We start from the raw sequence: 19,782 nt of genomic DNA, 5'->3' as shown, positions 1-19,782 counted from the left end.
CAACCTAGACTAAAGGATAGTTTTCCAAACTAGACTTAAGGCTAGCTATTATTATAGCCCTATGTTTATTAGACTGTTTTTGCTTTAAATAATTAGTTTTAGATATTATAAAACTAATATATTAGCGCACAGACGCTAAGAAAGTTAGTCAAAAAAGAATATATTTTCGCCAACACCAGGGGACTTTTAGTCCCACAATACCTGTTCTGCCTAGCCATCTGGATGCATTTACATTCAGATGGCCATAATATCGCCCCGCCCCCTTCTCATCGTTTAAAAATCATACAAATAATCAATGTGTGCAGTAAATCCATGCTCCTTGCGATTAATAAATGATTCCTGACACATATAAACATTAACCTTATTTATATAATTTTGATAAACTTGACTTAAGTCATATCACTAACCCAAATTAATTGTATGATTAATAAACGGTTATAATGTTTTCCCTGGTGTTGGCCGAATTGGCATCCCTTACCAAATGAGATTGGTAAGGGTTTTTTTTGTCTATCATTCAGCCTGCTGCATCACCCGAGCTAATGTAATAGCACGGATAATCACCGCACGATCAACCTGTGGGTTATCACTTTCCAATAACTGCTGCCAAATAGCGATGGCCTGCGCGTATCTATCATGGGTAAAGTTATCAGCGGCTTGCAGCATTAGCGCAGTATATTGCATGGGATCTTTAGTCAAAGCCTGCTGTAACCAGTACGTCACATCACCCGTCATTTTTTGCCCTGACCGGTAATAGAACACCGTCGCTCGTGCAGCATCAAAGCGGGCACTGGCCCCCTGCAAACGTTCAGCCTGCTGCAAGGCGATCAATGCATCCTCAAATTCGTTACGATATAAATAATGTTGAGCTAAACTGTACCATCCATCCCCCTTATCGGGAGCCAGACGAATACGTTGTTGTAACCGAGATAGCGTGGGATCACTGCTCTGCTTATCGAGCATATTATTCAACCGCTGGGCTTCCTGTAGCCGCAAAGCCTCTTGCTGCACGGCGGTATAATGGCCCAATTGCCGGTATCCCAACATAATTAGCATCAGCACCACCAGGCTGAAGCCCAGTGGCCAGCGCCAGCTCAAGCGACCATATTGCACCAGCCACGGCCACCACAAACTCACTACCACCAACAGCACCAGTATCGCCAGCCCTATCGATAGCACCATTATCGCGGCCCTCTCACACCTGAGACAGATTGCCGGCGTATCTTAAAAATCAACCCACCTAACACGCAGGCCAGTAACACCCCAGGCCCAAACCATAGCACCAGTGTGGCACTGCGCAACGGAGGACGATACCGAACAAAGTCCCCATAGCGCTGGGTCATTACGGCCATTATCTCCTGAGAGCTGTGTCCTGCTTCTACCAACTGATAGACCTCTAATCGCAAGTCTTGCGCTATCGGCGAGGTCGACTCCAGCAAGTTCTGATTTTGGCATTGAGGACAACGCAACTCCTGCGCCAATGCCAATGCTTGTTGCTGATGTTGCGGCGAACTAAAATGATAGGTATCCACCAGATCAGCCGCAACACCAGATGAAAAAACCAGTGATAACATCAGGAATAAAACTTTCATGGGGTTCCCACCCGCGTCCATTGCGCCAGTAGCGGCATAAACTGTTGTTGCCATATCTCTGTCGTCATTTCACCAGCATAGCGCTGGCGAATAATGCCATTTGCATCAATTAGCCAGGTCTCAGGTGTACCATATACCCCCATCGCCAGTGCTAATGTGCCATGCGGGTCATAAAGGTTCTTCTGATAAGGATTGCTGTAGCGCCGCAGAGTATTTAACGCCGCCTGACGGTCATCGCGGTAATTCAGACCATAGAACTGCACACCATGCAACGTCCCGGCTATCTGCCCCAGTAGGGCGAGCTCTTGCTTACAACTGGCACACCAACTGGCCCATACATTAATCACCGTCACCTTACCCAACAGTTGCTCTCGCGTTATGTTCTGCCCGGGCTGTTGCAATTCGGATAAAGAAAACGCGGGAAACGGCAGGTCTTGCTCGGCCAACTCGATACGATGCGGATCCCGCGTTAAGCCGCTATAAAGCAAGCAGCCCAGCAGTAAGGCAACCAGAGGGACAATCAACCAAGGCCAACGTTGTTTCATTTATCCCCCGCGAGGTCGCTAACAGGGTGGATTCTGCGCCATAGCGCCAATAAACCACCAACTACCATCATCAGTGCGCCCCCCCAAATCCAACTGACCATCGGTTTATGGGACAAACGTACGCTATACTCCCCCGCGCCCAAACTATCCCCCAGAACCACATAAAAGTCCGCCAGGGGGCTACTGGCTATCGCCGGCTCTATCATCAACATTCCCCGCGCCGTATAGTGCCGCCGCTCCGGTAACAATGTGGTTAACGCTTGCCCATTCTGGCTGACCACAATATGCGCCTGCTCACTGGTATAGTTTGGGCCGACCACCAATTCAGTTTGACGATAGGTAAACTGATAACCGGCCAGTGTGACCTGACTGCCTGGCGCCATACGTCGCCCCTGCTCGACGGTGTAATATGAAGCAAACAGCATTCCCAGCAGGCTGACCGCAACGCCACCGTGTATCAACCATAAATTGCCACGTATCTTTGGCGCAAATAATGGCGCGAACAACGTCCAGAGGGCCAGAGTGACACCTATCAGCATCCCCACCTGCCACGGTGACTCGAATAGACCTAAACTGAGCAACCCACCGCAGATAGCTAATACAGCAGGTACGACAAGACGCCAGCCATTGATTTTGTGGCTTTGCCGCCAATCGGCAAACGGCGTTATGCCCATCAGCAATAGCAACAACAGCACAAAAGGTGTCAGGGTTTGATTAAAGTAGGGCGCACCAACAGACAGTGATCCTAACCCCAGCACACTGAAAATTAATGGATACAATGTGCCAATCAATACGGTTACCGCAGCAATGCTGAGCAGCACCATTGCCGCCAGCAGTAATGACTCCAGTGAGAAGAGGTTGAAAGCAGCAGGGCGATTGTTGCCCCGCACCCGCAGGGCAAATAGCGTCAATGAACTCAACGTCACTATGCCAAACAGCGCCAGTAAAGCCTCACCGCGCGCCGTATCAACAGCAAAAGCGTGAACTGAGGTCAACACCCCAGAGCGCACGATAAAAGTGCCTAACAAGCAGAGTTGAAATGTCACCAGCGACAGCAAAATGCCCCAATGATGATATAAGCCCCGTTTCTCAATAACAGCCAGAACATGTAACAGTGCAGTTGCGGTGAGCCATGGCAATAATGACGCATTTTCAACCGGGTCCCAGAACCACCAGCCGCCCCACCCCAACTCGCTGTATGCCCACCATGCCCCCAACAAAATGCCAAACGTGAGAAAACTCCAGGCAGCCAATACCCAGGGACGGCAGTAGTGCACACTATTATTGCCATTGCGACTTGCAAGCAACGCCGAAACGGCGAAAGCAAAACTAACGGCAAAACCGCTATACCCCAGATACAGCAAGGGTGGATGAAATATCAGCGCCAGATCCTGCAACATTGGATTTAAATCACGCCCCTGCGCCAACGTCGGGAACAATCGCTCAAAAGGATTGGAGAAAAAGAGGATAAAAACACTCAGGATAAGCAGTAGCCCCCCCATCACTGCCAACGCGCGAGCAAAAAAACGCAGCGGAAAATGACGGCGAAAAAGCGTCAACGCGGTGCTCCACAGGCTCAGAGCAAACAGCATAAACAACAAGGAGCCTTCATGCCCGCCCCAGATTGCCGCAACCTTATAAAATAGAGGAAGCTGGCTATTACCGTGTTGTGCCACATAAAGCAGAGAAAAATCATCGCTAACAAAGCACCAACCCAGTAACAACAGTGCCAGTGTAATGAATAAGGTCACGGCGTAACTGAACGACGGTAACCAATACAACAAAGCCAATCGCCGCCGATGGAGAGCAATAACAGGCACAACAGTGAGCAGCAGCGCCAATGACGCAGCCACCAACAGTGACAACAGCCCCAACTCACCTACCATACATTTTCACCCATCACCGGTTCGCCTCCTCACACAACCGTCATCTGACCGGCATAAAGAATAAAGAAACGTAAAACCAATACGCCAAACAGACTCAAGCCGGATACCGTCACTAGAAATGAGACCCGATGGCGCATTCCATGGCTACAAAAACGGTTTAAAACTAATGGCAGCACCATGCCGCAACCGATAACCCAGAACCAAAACATCGCGGCCCAAAAACCACCGCCCAACGCGACAGCGACCGCGACTTCTTTCTGACCACCGCCGAACCACAGCCCGGTGAAGAATGCCAGCAGCAGAAATAGCTCCAACCACACCACCGGTTTTTCCAACCGATGAACAAATGCCAGTGCCGGGCTATCTATGGGTTCTTTAAAAAAGGTCACCGCGCACAACACCATGGCAGCAATACCCGAAGAAACACCGGAGAACAGAAATAACACCGGCAATACCGGATTATTCAACAAGGGGTAACTCTTCAGGGCCGATAACAGGAAGCCGGTATATGCCCCCAACGCCACAGCCAGAAACATCATCAATGGTTCCAACTTGCGTTCAATCGGTGCCAGTTTATGCAGCACCGTGCCAACCCAATTCAATTTGCGGTAAGGCTGTAATAATGCCGTCAGCCCATGGCGAAATATCACCGCCAGCCAGACCAACAGCACCACCATATAAATCTGAAACAGCATGACACCCAATGACATAACCGAGCTGGTACTGTAGAAAAACATCAGCTTCCAGAAAGTCCACGGCCGGGTAAGGTGCAGTATCAAAATAAACAACCCCATAATCACCGCTAAGGGCGCAATCATAGCGGTCGATTTAACTAACCCACTGCGCGCCGCCTCACCGCCCAGAACCCGTTGCTTAACCAATAGGCTAACTACCACCATGCCCGCCGATACTCCTATCAAAAACAGATAGATGGCTATCGGCCAATCCCACACTAACGAGGCAAAATGAAACGGGGTATTCAGTTCAGGATTCATCCGGTTATCTCCCCATACTGAAAGGGAACACGATACAATTTCGGTTGTGTCCCAAGATGTAACTTGGCGCGATACACAGTGCGCTGATGCAATAATTTCACCAGTTCACTGTTAGGGTCGTCCAAATTGCCAAAGATGAGTGCCTTGGTTGGGCACGACAAGACACAGGCGGGCTGTTTACCCTGCTTTAGATTAGTTTTCCGACAAAAATCGCATTTATCGGCAGTTTTCGTCACCGGATGGATAAAGCGCACCCGGTACGGACAGGCGGCGATACAGTACTGGCACCCTACGCAGAGGTCGGGATCGACATCAACAATCCCAGTCCCGCTATCGCGATATGAGGCTCCGGTTGGGCAAACATCGACACAGGGCGCCTTATCGCAATGCTGGCAGGAGTGACGATAGAACTGATATTTTACGGCAGGAAACTCACCGATCGGTTGGCTACGGATGATGTTTAACCGTGAGACCCCAGCGGGTACATGATTAACCTCACGGCAAGCATCCATACAGGCCGTGCAGCCAATACAACGGGTTTCATCATGTAGCATCCCGTAACGAATGCCATCAACAGTGCCGCTGAGTGCCAGTGAACGTCCAGCAGAACCGGTCAGGAAAATCAGCGCCCCCATACTGGCGATAAAGTGACGACGGTTCGTATTCATGGCGTTTCCCTCGATATCAGCTCCTGCTGACGGCGATGACAGTCAACACAGAGTTTGACCCGCCCTTTATCGTCAAGGCCATGCATCGGGTCGGTTTTAGGATGCAACTGATGACAACTGACACAAGAAAGCTTCAACATGTGCACATCATGGGGCCAGAACGCCTCGCGTAATTTCTCCGGCAGATGGCAACTCATACAGACACTGTTTTGTTGTGAGACGCTGTACATCGCTTTATCGGCATTAAACATATCGCGGTTAAAACGCATCACATCTTTAATACCATTACGGTGCAGCACCGATGCCTGCCCATGGCAGTTGGTACAGGTTAAGGCCAACTGTGTATTCGGATTTACCGCGCCAGCATGTTTGCCATGCAACTCATCTTTTTGTTCTTTATGACATTGGATGCAAGCAGCATCCGGGTTGCGCTGCGGCTCAACAATATGGCGCGACGCGGGCATTTTCGCCGTCGTGTTCGGTGTTGTGGCGAGAGTGGGCAGCGTGCACAGAATCAACACTACCAGCAGCGCGGCTGAACCGAATGAACGTAAAACGCGCATAATTATTCCACCTTTGCTATGGCCCCAACCTGGGGCCGTTTGTCTCTGGAATAGATCCGGTGAGCGTATTGTCACACCGGAACGCCTCTTACTGGCTCAACCGGCCCGCTTTTCTGGCTTGATCATCCCAGGCTGGCACCACTTGTTGCAGAAACTCCTGCTTCTCGCGGTTCAGCTTATCCATATCCATTCCCAGCGCTTTCTGGGCATTGAGTTTGGTCGAAATATCCGGCAGCGGAATTTCGTGGCTAATCCCTTTTGTCGCCAGCAGACGTGCAAGTTTGGTACGGGCATCGGCAGCTTTATTCAACGCGCCCCCCAATACACGCAGACCAACATCCGGTGCATGCATATGAATACCGTGGGAAGCAATGGCATAATCCCAGCGCCATTGGGCATGGCGGATATCTTGCAGAATAGGTTTCATTTCTTGTTCGGTTGCCCCGGCATCCCAAGCAGCTTTTGCCTCGTAATGTGCGTGAACCAGTTGTTTCTCAACATTCAGTTTTAACTCCTGAATGCTGGCTTTGCGTTCAGCAACAATATCTTGCAAGGTTTTTTTATCCTGGGTATGGCAGTTAACACAGGTAGTTTCAAAGCTATCAAACGGGTTGCGGATCTGGTGGTCGGTATACACCTTACCTGCCGCATTTTGGATTTTCGGCATATGGCAATCGATACAACTGACATTATTTTTACCGTGGATCCCCGCACGCCAGGTTTCATACTCAGGATGCTGGGCTTTCAACATCGGGGTTTTTGACAGCGGATGAACCCAATCAGAGAAAGCGATTTCATCGTAATACTTCTCCATTGACACCACATCCGTGCCTTGATCCCATGGGAATTTCACCGCTTTATCTTTACCGGCGAAGTGGTACTCAACATGGCACTGGCTGCACACCATGGATTGTTGATCCAGGCGGCTGGCATGTTCGAAAGGTTTATTGATAGATTGCAAAGCACGCTCAGCATAGGGCCGGGAGAGGACTAAAGCTGGCTTCCCGGCAGCAAAATCAGCAGAAGCGGTATTATGGCAATCGGCACACCCCAACTGATTGACGACTTCCGGGCCACCTCTGGCCCAAGTCCCTTTGAAATACCCCTCTTCACCTTGTTCATTGATCAAGCGGGCAACATCCGGGCTTTTACAGCTCCAGCAGGCCATCGGCAAGGGGCCATCCTCTGCGGTTTTCGGTGCTGCGGTACGTAAGGTTTCCCGCACATCAGTGACAGCATAATAGTGCCCACGAGGTTTGTTATAATCTTTGGCAAACGGATATCCGGCCCAAAGGATCACCAAATTGGGGTCATCCGCCAGCGCATCTTCTCGTGGCCCACTCTCTTTGGTTTTCAACCATGAGGTAAATTGGTCAACATGCTGTTCGGCGAATTTATCGTTGCGGGCCTCAATCGGCGGCGTAGGTGCCGCCGACAAAGAAAATACCGCGCCTATTGCCAAAAGAACCATTATCCCTACCAACACCTGTCTTATAAATTTGCTCACAATATTTACTCCAGTGTGTTTTTCCATACCGGACGCTATCAGTGCCCGCACCAGATGGTTTTTTTATTTTTAAACCCGCAATCAGGTGAGAAATAGCGAGCCAGGAGGCGAAGCATGACTGATATCAACCTGTGGGTTAGGCAGATAGTAAGGAGGATTTGCAGCAAATGATTTGTAGTAGTAAGAATGCTTGTTTTAGATCAAACAATTTTTGTGTGGGTATTCGCTTTTATGAACCAGCTCAAAAAAAAAGCATCTCATCGATCAATTTTTACATAAAAGTCAATCATATACCTCTTTATAGGTATACCAAGACCATTAGACCTCCTTGCTACGTAAATATAAGGGCTATCAGTTTCACAACTCACTTCAACCGCCAAGATATAGGTAGCCAGCAACCACAACACCATCAGGCAAGCGAGTATCACTTGCACCATAACTTTCGATTTATTTCGAATTGACATTTTATTTGCTATCGATCACAAATAAAACAAATGCAATGGGAGAAAAAGGCGTGTTAGTTCGTTTCCACGGTGGAGCAACGCTGCCGGAGAAAGCATTATCGATAGGGTCTGTGGGGCAAAATACCCTTTGTTTGGGATAAGTAACTGGGGAAAAAACAAGAGGATAAAGAGAAATGATGGCGGAGGAGGAGAGATTCGAATCAAACAGGTAACATGATGATATTTAATATAATTATTGAGTTATATCTATATAACTATACACATATCTATACACGTAATATTCTCCTAAATTGAGTAATACTCTTGCGTATCATGGTCAGTAACGAGGGTTAGTTCACTATTTTGCATACATACACAATATTCGCAACAATCAATCTGAGTATTTATTGACCTTCAATTTAACAGTTGATTATGGATTCATAATCGCAAATAAAATTTCGCTATATATAACCAGAAAGTGGTCGGTTCGGTAGGTTCAGTCGGTTCACTTGCCTATCCGACTGATTTACATGAAATATTTATTTTATTTTGAACCGACCCACGGTAGGTTCATCTCTCTATAAAGTCGGTTCAATAGCTTATTGAACTTCCTTCAACCTGACGATAACCAAAAATAACTATTAATCTTCAATATGTTACTATTTATCACTCATCTGATTGACTAAAAAAACCCAATACCAACTTTATTAATCTCCTCTATGTGTAAACTATAAAAGATGTTCACAAAAATCGTTTGTCAGAGAAAATTAAGAGGCAACATAGTTATGGATAACATTATTCAGTTAGTACCGTCACGTTGGGTTTCGGAATCAGTATTGATGGCTATAACTGGCTTAAAGAAAAATACCATTAAATATGCTAGAGATACTTCGTGGATGGAGGGGCGCGAGTACAAACACGTTTCAGGGAATGGAATCCCTCACGAAACAGCTGCTTGCTTCTACAACCGTGAATTGGTTGATGAATGGATACAAAAAATGCCAAAAGCAATACGTCGTGAGAGAAAGCCCACTTAGATAGGTAAGTTGCTGAGTATAGAATTGACGCACAACCAGCATTGAACGTGTGAAATAGTTAAAATATGGGTAAATCGGGCGACCGTTTAAGGCTTAATCTCTCTGTATCAGGCCGGTGACCCATCGGCCATTATCCCCTCCCCTGATAAATCCCCAGTATTTGTATTGCAGCTTTTTCGATCTATGATGTTTCGGTTATTTTAAACCAAAAGTCTCATTCGATTGAAGATGGTTATTGTTAATCAAGGTTCTAACAAATGGGCACTGTCTACTGGATTGTTTTTATTCTCGTCATAGTTTTCGTTATCACTAGTATCTATGCGCTGGCCAAGCTGTCAGGTCAGGCATCGAATAACCATGATGATAAAGAACCTTGATGCTCTAGTTTCTAGGTGCTCAGTCACCCGGCTGGTTGGAATCCTCGCTATTTGAAAGCCACTCGGCTCTACCGGTTGCCAAAGAATACTTTCAACTAACCCACTGCCAGCCCATAGCTCAAGGAGGAGAGATGAAAGAGTATGTAATACCTGCAATTTTAGTCTTGGCTACTGTTATCGCTATTTGCGCAGTTGCAGCGATAACAATAGCCTTACTAGGCGATGGAGTAAAAATTGGTGGGATAACTTACTATCTCAGCTAGTACGCTGCGTTTTGGTTTTGCGTAAGCTAACCGACTGGAGGATGTATGAAAATAAACAGCACAGTAGTTGTTATCGTCCTCGTACTTGCTGCTTTTGTGGCTGGGTACATAGCATCTGAGATGCTTGCTAGGTAACTCACTGCTAGCCCATCGAGGGGTGGGTAAACAAATACAGCGAATCTGGCAAAGACCGGAGCGCACAAACAATTACTAGGGCAGTAAAGGGATATCTTATGTCTGACGTTTTAGAATTATCGTTTAAAGAGAATTTTTTCTATTCCACACATGAACCAGTTAGCGTAAAAGAAATAATAAAATCCCTTCAAGGTTGGGATACAATAGTAAAACAGTCAAAAGACGTCTTAGTTAACCTAACTGAGTGTGATATAGACGGGATTGAATTACAGGTAGAGTTACTTCGCACTGGCAGTCTATATGAAGATGTAGTAATCAAGTTGCTCTTTGGTTCTCAGGAAAAGATGGACGATTTTGTGGCTAAATGCCATGTGATTGTTGGGGAGGGGGCAGTGAGAAACACTATTGTTTTTGCTGTGGTTGCTGGACTAGTTGGTTATGGTCTTTATATAGCCAGCGCGGCAATGAGCCCTGAAACAACCCCACATTTTGAAGCAAATAACAACGTTATAATAAACATTGGCGCTGGAGAGGCAAACCTAACGCCAGAGGGTTTAAAATCTGTTATTGAGAGCTCAGTGACAAATAAAAAAGCTCTTGCCGAAGGTGCTTTAAAAGTGATTTCACCAGCTCGCAATGACGATAATGCATCATTGACAATAGGGCAAGGCAGTAGCCAAGTTGTTATTTCTCAAGAAACTATTCGAATGGCTCCATCCACAGTAATTTTTGATCAATCATCAAAAACAGTGGACTACAAGGATGTTGATATTCAAATCAGGGCTCTAGACCTTGATAATCCATCAAAAGGTTGGGCCGCAGTGGTACCGGGGATTATTGACAGAAGGGTTAAACTTGTCCTTGACCCATCATTAGATGCAGCAGCTTTAGCAGGAAAAATGGCATTTAGGGGCGACATAACAGTGACATCTAATCTAAACCCTAAAGATGGTGAGTTTAAACCAGTAGAAATCATGCTGCGGGCATTTGTTAACTAATTTTATCCCACTAACCCGGCCCGCTGCCGAGTTTACCAAACAAAACTATAAGATAAGTATCTGTTCTATTGCCGACGTCGCTGTCGGCTTTTTTGTGCTCGTAGCTTGATAAGTTACAAAATTGTTACCATACTAGATTGGTAATAAAAAATTGCTCCCGAATTTTTCCAGTTGCCCCTCATATTGCGGGGCTTTTTTTATGCCTGTAATCTGACAACCTCACCACCCTACCCGCGCTGCCCCTTTCTAGCTGCCTTTATAGTGCCATCCTATTTTCAGAATTTTGCTCACCCTAATTGTTTGGAGTAATCATCCAAATCCAATATGCTTGGATGGGAATTTATATGGTAATAACAGAGAAAAGTTTTATCGTAATAAACCCAACCTTGCGACAGCCTTTCGTACGATTAAAACATTAACCTATGATAAGCTATTTCTCGCATGGAGGTTATGTAAAGAGAAGTGTGAATTGTGAACGAGACAAAATAAACATAGGACACTCTATAAGGAACGTAAAATGTCTAAACAAGATTTAATAGCAAATCAAATAATAGAAATTTTAAAATCGAATAATAAACCCGCCTATAAAATATATTTTAAACAGGCTGGTGAAGTTGTCATTGACTTTTCAAAAGATATGTCATTTATATTTGTTGATTTTATTGACACGGAAAACAGATCAAGAAACGAAATAGCCACCATACGACTCTTGGAGAGAATAAAAAAAGGCGTTACCAATGAAGATTTAACCAAAATATTAAATATAATCACAAATGAATTCGTCAGCAAAGTCAGAAAGGACAAAATAAAATCACTCGCTGATAGCTTAGGAAAAGCAACGGGTAAATTTGTCATCAGCACAGCCATTCTTAATGATTTATCTACTATTTTTTCCAAAAGACTCGTGAGCAAGTTTCTTGTTGGTTCATTGTTTTCAACAATTTATTCAATAGGCGGAGCTAGGTCAAGAGCAATTTATGGCTCTGATGCGTTAAGAGAGAAAACACCTGATATATATAATAAGTTAAGAGGTTCTGGTGATTTGGATTTGTTTTATTTTTTGGTGGATAGCTATGCTAGCCCATTTATTGAAGCCATGATAGTAAAAGATAAAAATCCCGCCGCGTGGGACGAGATTATCATGAAGATAATTATTGGCCTTGACAAACAATAATTAAATTTTACCCTTTAATTTTAAGGTTGTTTTTGTTGAAAAGTAGAAACAACCTAATCCAAACATAAGAATAAGCAAGTGACCAACAACATAACTATAGTTAAAGGGAGACAGCCCACCGTCATTATATATATCAATGATGGTTGTAAAAAAGCTGAACACAACAAAGGCAATAAAACAAAACAAACAAAATGATAATGACATCATTGTGTAAAAAAGAAATTTATTAATATTCATTATTAGTTCCATTAATTAGAAAATCCTGAATTATATTTATAATAACCAAAATTAACCCAAAATGCTATAGCGATTCGGTGTATGCTCGCAGAAGGGATAACCCTCATGGTCTATCAGTTTGAGTTAGAAAAATTTATGGTAACTCCCCCGAATATTGAACAGCAGGTTATCGAGTTTTTTAAAAAAGAGCTTCCCTTGGTAACAACAATTACCTTCAAAAAAATCCCTGTTGAAGTCGATTCTGTGCTGCAAAATAATTTTGGATTTGAAGACATAAGTGATGCCACAGACGCCTATTTCAAAGCATTTAACGTTACTTATGATAACTTCTATTGGAGTAATTATTTTCCCTGGAAAGAAAAAGGACTCTTTTCTCGTAAAGAACCTATCCAAAATAAAAAACCACTGACAATAAGAATGTTTGCAGAATCTGCCAAAGCGGGCCGCTGGTTGTATGATTGATATAGACCGAGCCATTAAGCCCGGTTTTGTATTTATGCTTCAGTTAAAACAGCATTAGGTTCAACTGGCCACTCTATATCTGGTGCTGTACTCACATCAATATCATCAAGCGCAATACGATAGAGTTTCCACAGCTTCAACTCAGCGGCTTTATCCTGCCCCATCTCTATCCGGTCTTTCAGCGTTTCAATCTTATCGCTGACTTCGCTAATCAATTTTGTTTTAGTTTTTTGAATTTGCGCTACATTGATCGCCTTTATCTCTGTAAGTTGCTCATCTGTCAGTAGTGGTAAATCTACCCAAGCAGGTCGGCCATCAATGGCACCAAGCAGTTTCCCATCAGGTGGATTTACAGCCTTATAAGTTTCGGTTTCTTCCACTGTCAGCGCGACGACATCAGAGGGTAGCGAGTCATCATACGAGCCATCAGTTATTAAATGCTCACTGTAAAAGCCCGCTGTTGCGGCGCTAAAATAAACATTATTCATCTTAATATCCTATCGCTATAAAGGTTTGGGATGTTGTGTACGATAGTCCGGCCGCTGCTCTGAAGCTCGTTAATGTAAAGTCTGTAACGCGCGCGTTAGCTTCAGCGCTTGCAGAAAGCGAACCGTAGTACATAGTGGAAACCACATTAAGCAATTGATGTGGCATGGCGGTTGGCAGTGTGACCGTTTGAAATGCGTTCGCCGGAAAATTATTGATTTTCATCCATTGGATTATTAGTCCGCCTGGCACATCAGGTATGCGAATATAGTCATTTTCAGAGAAAGTTCTCTTACCGAAAATACTCATTAACCCAACTAGCGAAACCAACTTATCCGCTGTTCCCACCTGCATTTCCGCATTTGTAGCAACATCAGTTCCCGATGCTGGGATTTTGTTTGCTGATGTTCTGATCTCTCTTGCTGTATATGTCCGAGAGCCGGGGTAACCGCCCAACCGTACATACCAAGCCCTAAAGTTTGAGCTGCTTACAGTGCTAGGTTTTATCTCAAGCCCAATCTGGGTTCCAGTTACATAATCAACTTTTATGCTAATAGCTAATCCTGCAGGGTAACTAATTTCAGTTGGAACATTTAGCCAATTTGTAGAAGAGGCTATGTAATTCGCACCGGATGTAAATACAAATGTTTGAAAATCAAAATTATCTATCCCAGTCATGCTTGGCAACCCAATGCCAATACCCGTCAAACCAATATTAGTGAGGGTCTGTTCAACCGCAGCCGGGCCAGCGTCTTTAATTTCAGAAAGGTTATTGCTGATCTTTAATAACGAACTTCCCAAATCACTGACTGCTTTTGGCGTGGCTGCCAGTATCTGACTGTTGCTGTTGGTTGCATTACTTAATTGAACAACGCCTTTTTGAGTTAATGAGGCGTCTTTAATATCAGGAATTTCCTCGCCAATCAGCTTCTGTATAGATAAAAGAACTTGATTAAACTGAGTGCTGTCGGCATCAATCTCTGCAGCAGAAAGAACACTCATCAACTCACGCTGAATGGTATTAAACCATGCTGCCGGTAATATTGTAGGAGGAACACCACCAGCAACATTGCCGTCGGTAAATTCGCCGTTACTGTCCGCGCGCGTATTCGGTATATCACCAATTTTTTGCATAGATAATCCTCGCCAGATAAGGCGCTTTAAATGAATAGATTTTGATTAGTTAGCTAACGTAGCCAAATTTAAGAATAGTGTGAGAAGGGTTTAATACGGTTAATCGGCATTCAAGCTGTTTGTTTCCCCACGACCGCAGAGGATCACTGCAATAAGTTAAACCGCATTGGGCATAATTAATCGTGGTTTCTGGCGCAGTGATCAGCCAGGTGAAAGGCCATTCGTCACCGTTTAAAGCATCCCCACAAACGGACATCCCCGCACATGCCTGCCTATATTGGGTTATTGAGATGGTGTAACCTAGCGCCTCAGCAACCCGAATAAAATAAGCCATTGACTGGCCGCCAATGCCGAACAGCTTAGATATCACGGCCCGCTGGCGCTGAATCATGCTGTCAATCTCACCTATCGCGCATAAATCAGGTAATCCGAGCGTCGCTTCCCATTCAGGAAGCATTGCAGTGGCTGTAGATGGAAAAGCCGCATCAAGCAGATCGCGGGCATCTTCATCACTGCGCTGATAGGATCTTGCCAGTGCCCGCAAGGTACTGGTTTGAACCCCATTAAGTTGTCGGGGCCAAACTAGACCGCCCGGCATCAGCGCTTGAAGAGCTGCGGTATATTCATTCACAGAATAACGACTCATAAGTAGGTCACCGTGCCCCGGACAGGTAATTTGCCGGTTTCAAGCTGAATATTTGTCGTTGGAGAATCAAGAATAAAACCACTGGTTCCATCAATATCACCGATGGCAAGCAGCAGTGACGACAGAAGAATTTTCCCACCTGGCTGACCCTCAGTAAAAAACACCTCATCAATAGCCGTATTTATTGCTACGGTAGTTTCACTGGATGCCGTAGGAATGCCACTGATAACAAAATTCACGGGCGCTGCTACCGGCGCACAGACATAAATGATGGCGATAATAGGCTGTAAGGGATAGATATGATCTGCAACCCGCCCCTGATCGCCGGTCGCTTTTACCGCACCCCATTCCTCAAACTGAGACACGCCGTCAGTCCCGACCGGAAAACCACCTGAATCATTGCCATCGCACATGATATAAATGCCAACCGTACCTACCCCCTGTAATCGACGCTTCACCCAACAACGTGTCACACCAGGCACGGCCAACGCCCAATTTCGATAATCGGTATCGTTGCCACCTTGAGGGGTATTTTGATAGGCCAGCAACATACGAGAACGAAAAGCATCTTCTGATTCAATATCAGCACCGCCAGATATCTTAACTGTTGCGGTGGACACAGACAGGACACCATCAATTGCAACGTCGAGTGTAAGAGACGTTCCGGCATCCGCATTCCCCGTGATACCGCCGCCAGTAGTGTCATCCAATACACTGGGGAGTACAGCAGTGATTGAACCGGTGGCGGTACCACCAGCCCCCAGTGTTAACTCATGGTCGAGACGATACTGGTAACCATCGGCCCGATTTAACAGGCTACCAGCGGGAATCACACGACCTGCGGTGCCACTGAACTCGACGGTAGGACAGGTGGCGGGGTTAGCGGGTTTGCGAAACACATCTTTCAATGCGGCCCATGCAGCGAGATATTCATCGGTGGCATTATAAGGCGTGGATTGCAGCGCGATATAATCCAGATAACCATAATGTAAATGCGCCATTCCGGCATCAGCATCACTGATCACACCGATATTGGAGAAGCGCAATAAATTACCGCCCGTCTTGAGTTCTGATTGAATATAAGACAGGTTGCGCTGGCGCAGTTCGCTTAATGTGGGGCGATTAAATGGCATGTATTAAGTCTCCCATACCCATGAGAATTTAACTGAAGCCTGTGCTTTAGCCGGTTGTTGATAGTTGATAATGAGATTGATTCGGTTGGGAAACACTATCTGAGCATTGGTACTGATTACGGTCACCACACCATCATCAACCAACCAGGCCAAAGCTTCATTAGCATAGTCCTCAGCCTTTAATGCGACTTTAGTCGTGAGTTTTTCGCGGCGAAGCAACCACAAACGGGAACCTATCGGATACTCTGATCCGGTATCACCCCACCACCCTCGGCGATCATCGCCATCGATAGCATCATCACTACGGGCCAACCGGTCCGTGAACAGGCTAATTAAAATAGCGGTTTCTAAATCATCACCATCCAGCAACCCACCGCCGCCGGTTTGCCAGTCGCCCAGTAGCGTGTCCGGCTCCCAGACTGTTTTAATATCTGTTGTCATTCAACCACCTTGCCCGTCACTTCACTGGTTAATGTCGAGCTGCCACCCTGAACATTTTTAAGTTGGTGATTGTGGGTGTTATAGGCTTCGCGCAGGGTTTTCAGTGTGGTGCTATTGCTGTCCGCGTTATCGACAATATCGCCGCTGACTTCCAGTAGTGGGGTATTTAGCCTCACTTTTTCCGAAGCATTAATCGTCACCTCCGTGGCATTATTGACCGTGATCGGCTGGCCATTGGCTTCAATAATAATCCCTGTTTCAGTTAACTTGACGTATTGCCCCCATTGCGAATAAATCACCGTTTCACCCGTATTGAGTCCGGTGTGGCGAAAAGACTGATGATTTGAGCCAATAATGACTGCGCTTGATCGGTCACCTCCCAGAAAACCAATAACCACATCAGTATTGGCGGGAAGCCCCGATGAAAAACCAAATTCAGCCAATCTCGGCGTATCATCACGCACTTCAAGCGGTGTTTGATATTGGACTGTTTGAACTGTGCCACCATCATTGCTGCCCGTGACGCGCCCTACCCCGATCATCATTTTTATTTGGCGGTATAATTTGGCGAATTGCCCTGATTCACTCATCGTTGGTTTAACTCCATAAGATTTGAATAAAACTGATAAGGTTGGACGGTAAAGGCTTCGGGAGGCATCAGGACCATTTGCGCAGCAGTGCCGTGATCGTCTTTGAGGTAGGTCACCTCAGATAACAACCAAAGTTCATCTTTTAGACCAAAAATAGGTAAATCAATGGGGATCAGAGTGTTAGGTTCCCACAGTTTTCCGTCTTTATCCCGCCAGCTATCGACCGTCACCAACAGCTCTTTAGATCGGCCATAACGGCGGTTCATTTCCCAATCAATACATTGCTGAGCCAGTTTTAGTGCTTTCATGGTACTTTCAACAATGATAATGCGGTTTCGATAGCGCATTTGGGCTGCTTCGGGATCGCGACTGCGAGCTAACGTAACTGAACCGTATCCCGCATCCTGAACCTGCTCTTGAAGTTGGCTAACAGACATCGAAACGCCGATATAGTCAGAAAAGCGTTGGTCCATTCCTGAGTTATAGGCAGCGTCTTCGATATTGATGCCCTGTGCTACCCCGCTGGCTGCTTTTCGCGTCCCCACCCGAGTTAGATATAAGCTGCCATCGGGTAGATCGTAATACAGCAATGCCGCCCAGCGAGTAATGCGGTCAATAATTTCCTGAGAGGACTCCCCCCAGTTCAATGTAAATTGGGGAACAATATCGAGGTCGGTAACATCACTGGACACTGTAATGTCGTAGGGCATCGCTAACCGTTGGGCTATCTGTAGCGCTGTCGATTGGCTGATCACATTGTTTGGCCACTCTGCGGAGCAATCAACCAAGTCCTGGCACTTACTCCGTCCCGTTGCCCTCACTTCGCGGCGATTACGACTGATCATCGGTGCCCAACGGTCTATGTAGCCTGTCAGAACAACATCATCACCCAAATTAACGACACAAGCGTCTCCAGGGTTAACCCACCGTTGATTGTTACTCCCCGGATAAAGGTCCATCAATGACAGACTGAAATCGCTGGGTAACCTTTCTATGCTGCGAGTGACCCGTATATTATCCCAACCGGAAATCAGCTTATTGCCAATGCGTAGCGTCAGATCATCACTCATGAGTTCAGCGCCTTAAATCGGACTGGCATAAATGCCGGGTGAATGGGATTAGCCATTTTCACCAGCGCGTCACCCCGTCGTGCATCCTGATATAGCCGATTAGCAAGATTAAGCGCGGGTAATGATCGGTTAAAATTGACGGTCTCAACACGAGACAGGTTCGCGCCGGTCTGCTGTAACAGCGTGACGATTGAACCGCGTAGGTCGTTTAGTGCCTGGTATACCTCGTCATTACCCCTGTCAGCCGCAGAAAGCGCCGCGCGGTCTACAACATCACAGACCCGCGTCAATATATCGACCGCATCGTCGTAGCTTTCAGGTTGATATTGCGAAGCAGCAAACACCATCGCACCGGCGCACAACACAATAATGAGTTGGTAGCTGGCGGCTGCGGTATTGCTGTCACTGGGGTTAGGTCGAAAAGTGTTGTCATCAACTTCCGTTAATTCTTGCATCATGCGGATTAAATCAAGGGTGCTGGCTCCGCTGGCCAAGATGGCATTCACGACAGCAAGAACAGCGTTGGCATGTTCCTCTACCGTCGCAGCCTCTTTCAATGCATCGCTAGCAGCAACAAGTGAGGCCCGCCCCTCGACTGAAACAGCCATTCGTTGAGCCACCAGCGCGGACAGGTTCGTCGTGTCACTCTGCGTGCTTACGGATGCCGTGGCCCCTGATACGCTCCCCCCAACAGTACCGTGATTAAAACGACCATAGCGATCCCGACCTAGCGTTGAGCGGAGCACATTGCCAAGATTTGTTGCTTCGCTAGTCGTTGAATTCACCATATTGACCCAGAATGCCGCCGTACTTTTCAGCGTTCTGATGGTTTGAGTGACAGAACGGATCTCACCTTTTACTGTGGCGATAAATGTCGCAACAGATTTGGAGGCCAGCCCAAACCATGACGACTGAATAGACGAAACGGCATCTGCTGAACTGGTAACAGAAAATACCCGCAAGCCTGATTCAATGATGGTCAGCGTAAATTCAAAAACGCGCCCTGACTCAGCCCCTTCATTCAGACGAAGACCACTTTCAGGAATACTGACCGTCATTTCACCCAGCGTTGGGTGTACTAATGTTCCCGCATCCGGCATTTCACAGGCAGCAATCAGTGAATCACGCTGGGTCATGACGTCAGGCGCGTTATAAAGGCCACTACTCTGAATAAGAAAACCACGGATAGTCAGGCGGCGAGTTGCTCGTCCCAAGTCTTCAATCCATGCAGTATCTCGATAAGGATATTCATGAATGGCCTGGCGCCGGCCAAAAACACCCTCAGCAGTTAATACAGCAAAAGGAACACCACGGAAAGAGGCGGGATGCAGGTGTTCAGACCATTGCCAACTATCACCACCAGTACCTAATAAATCAGAAAGTGCATTGCTGATCAGTGACAT

General features: G+C 46.2%; 21 protein-coding genes and 1 pseudogene. 5 read left to right on the top strand and 17 right to left on the bottom strand.

What is annotated here, in order from left to right; genetic code table 11:
- Window positions 1-510: 510 nt before the first annotated feature.
- From V1956_RS11165 to nrfA, 8 genes are all read right to left on the bottom strand, one after another.
- A complete protein-coding gene (locus tag V1956_RS11165; protein ID WP_372559300.1) occupies window positions 511-1,179 on the bottom strand; it encodes a TPR domain-containing protein in 669 nt (222 codons plus the stop codon).
- Entirely contained in the window at window positions 1,179-1,589 is a 411-nt protein-coding gene (gene nrfF / locus V1956_RS11160; RefSeq protein ID WP_372559301.1) for a heme lyase NrfEFG subunit NrfF, read from the bottom strand. The genes V1956_RS11165 and nrfF overlap by 1 nt, the downstream gene beginning before the upstream one ends.
- Entirely contained in the window at window positions 1,586-2,134 is a 549-nt protein-coding gene (locus V1956_RS11155) for a DsbE family thiol:disulfide interchange protein (RefSeq protein WP_372559302.1), read from the bottom strand. Before V1956_RS11155 ends, nrfF begins: the two co-directional genes overlap by 4 nt.
- Window positions 2,131-4,020 (bottom strand): heme lyase CcmF/NrfE family subunit, encoded by a 1,890-nt coding sequence (locus tag V1956_RS11150; protein WP_442825122.1) that lies wholly within the window; start codon window positions 4,018-4,020, stop codon window positions 2,131-2,133. Before V1956_RS11150 ends, V1956_RS11155 begins: the two co-directional genes overlap by 4 nt.
- A 29-nt stretch (window positions 4,021-4,049) precedes the next feature.
- A complete protein-coding gene (gene nrfD / locus V1956_RS11145) occupies window positions 4,050-5,015 on the bottom strand; it encodes a cytochrome c nitrite reductase subunit NrfD (RefSeq protein ID WP_372559304.1) in 966 nt (321 codons plus the stop codon).
- Window positions 5,012-5,683 (bottom strand): cytochrome c nitrite reductase Fe-S protein, encoded by a 672-nt coding sequence (gene nrfC, locus V1956_RS11140; RefSeq protein ID WP_372559305.1) that lies wholly within the window; start codon window positions 5,681-5,683, stop codon window positions 5,012-5,014. Before nrfC ends, nrfD begins: the two co-directional genes overlap by 4 nt.
- Entirely contained in the window at window positions 5,680-6,246 is a 567-nt protein-coding gene (gene nrfB, locus V1956_RS11135) for a cytochrome c nitrite reductase pentaheme subunit (protein ID WP_442825121.1), read from the bottom strand. The genes nrfC and nrfB overlap by 4 nt, the downstream gene beginning before the upstream one ends.
- An 88-nt stretch (window positions 6,247-6,334) precedes the next feature.
- A complete protein-coding gene (gene nrfA / locus V1956_RS11130) occupies window positions 6,335-7,717 on the bottom strand; it encodes an ammonia-forming nitrite reductase cytochrome c552 subunit (protein WP_372559917.1) in 1,383 nt (460 codons plus the stop codon).
- 1,264 nt (window positions 7,718-8,981) lie between these two features.
- Between nrfA and xisR the strand changes: the two genes are divergently transcribed.
- The 5 genes from xisR (at window position 8,982) to V1956_RS11105 (ending at window position 12,879) form a co-directional block, all read left to right on the top strand.
- Entirely contained in the window at window positions 8,982-9,233 is a 252-nt protein-coding gene (gene xisR, locus V1956_RS11125) for an excisionase family protein (protein ID WP_167312756.1), read from the top strand.
- Between the two features lie 508 nt (window positions 9,234-9,741).
- Window positions 9,742-9,873: a hypothetical protein gene (locus V1956_RS11120; RefSeq protein ID WP_442825120.1), complete on the top strand. Its 132-nt coding sequence runs from the start codon at window positions 9,742-9,744 to the stop codon at window positions 9,871-9,873.
- Window positions 9,874-10,106: 233 nt separating this feature from the next.
- Window positions 10,107-11,006 carry a hypothetical protein gene (locus tag V1956_RS11115; protein WP_050288787.1) on the top strand — a complete coding sequence of 300 codons (900 nt, stop codon included), beginning with the start codon at window positions 10,107-10,109 and terminating at the stop codon, window positions 11,004-11,006.
- A 517-nt stretch (window positions 11,007-11,523) separates the two neighbouring features.
- A complete protein-coding gene (locus V1956_RS11110) occupies window positions 11,524-12,180 on the top strand; it encodes a hypothetical protein (RefSeq protein WP_072088875.1) in 657 nt (218 codons plus the stop codon).
- Window positions 12,181-12,552: 372 nt separating this feature from the next.
- Window positions 12,553-12,879 carry a DUF1493 family protein gene (locus V1956_RS11105; RefSeq protein ID WP_050288793.1) on the top strand — a complete coding sequence of 109 codons (327 nt, stop codon included), beginning with the start codon at window positions 12,553-12,555 and terminating at the stop codon, window positions 12,877-12,879.
- Between the two features lie 32 nt (window positions 12,880-12,911).
- Here V1956_RS11105 and V1956_RS11100 read toward each other — a convergent pair whose 3' ends face one another.
- The 9 genes and pseudogenes from V1956_RS11100 to V1956_RS11060 form a co-directional block, all read right to left on the bottom strand.
- Window positions 12,912-13,367 (bottom strand): tail fiber assembly protein, encoded by a 456-nt coding sequence (locus V1956_RS11100; RefSeq protein ID WP_442825119.1) that lies wholly within the window; start codon window positions 13,365-13,367, stop codon window positions 12,912-12,914.
- A gap of 1 nt (window position 13,368) precedes the next feature.
- Window positions 13,369-14,268 carry a phage tail protein gene (locus tag V1956_RS11095; protein WP_442825803.1) on the bottom strand — a complete coding sequence of 300 codons (900 nt, stop codon included), beginning with the start codon at window positions 14,266-14,268 and terminating at the stop codon, window positions 13,369-13,371.
- Window positions 14,248-14,499, bottom strand: a pseudogene (locus V1956_RS11090) (phage tail protein); the annotation flags it as partial. The pseudogene V1956_RS11090 and the gene V1956_RS11095, both read right to left, overlap by 21 nt.
- A 49-nt stretch (window positions 14,500-14,548) precedes the next feature.
- Complete coding sequence (locus tag V1956_RS11085) at window positions 14,549-15,145, bottom strand: YmfQ family protein (protein ID WP_408576673.1); 597 nt, start codon at window positions 15,143-15,145, stop codon at window positions 14,549-14,551.
- Window positions 15,142-16,278, bottom strand: coding sequence for a baseplate J/gp47 family protein (locus V1956_RS11080; protein WP_442825118.1), 1,137 nt, complete (start codon window positions 16,276-16,278; stop codon window positions 15,142-15,144). Before V1956_RS11080 ends, V1956_RS11085 begins: the two co-directional genes overlap by 4 nt.
- Window positions 16,279-16,281: 3 nt before the next feature.
- Entirely contained in the window at window positions 16,282-16,719 is a 438-nt protein-coding gene (locus V1956_RS11075; RefSeq protein WP_442825117.1) for a phage GP46 family protein, read from the bottom strand.
- Complete coding sequence (locus tag V1956_RS11070; protein WP_442825116.1) at window positions 16,716-17,309, bottom strand: phage baseplate assembly protein domain-containing protein; 594 nt, start codon at window positions 17,307-17,309, stop codon at window positions 16,716-16,718. Before V1956_RS11070 ends, V1956_RS11075 begins: the two co-directional genes overlap by 4 nt.
- Entirely contained in the window at window positions 17,306-18,379 is a 1,074-nt protein-coding gene (locus V1956_RS11065) for a phage baseplate assembly protein (RefSeq protein WP_442825115.1), read from the bottom strand. Before V1956_RS11065 ends, V1956_RS11070 begins: the two co-directional genes overlap by 4 nt.
- On the bottom strand, window positions 18,376-19,782 hold the full coding sequence (locus V1956_RS11060) for a DNA circularization protein (RefSeq protein WP_442825114.1): 1,407 nt from the start codon (window positions 19,780-19,782) through the stop codon (window positions 18,376-18,378). The genes V1956_RS11065 and V1956_RS11060 overlap by 4 nt, the downstream gene beginning before the upstream one ends.

It is taken from the genome of Yersinia sp. 2540 StPb PI, from assembly GCF_052217165.1.
Lineage (GTDB): Bacteria > Pseudomonadota > Gammaproteobacteria > Enterobacterales > Enterobacteriaceae > Yersinia > Yersinia enterocolitica_E.
Note: the sequence above shows the minus strand (reverse complement) of the source record. Positions and strands in the feature narration are given on the sequence as shown.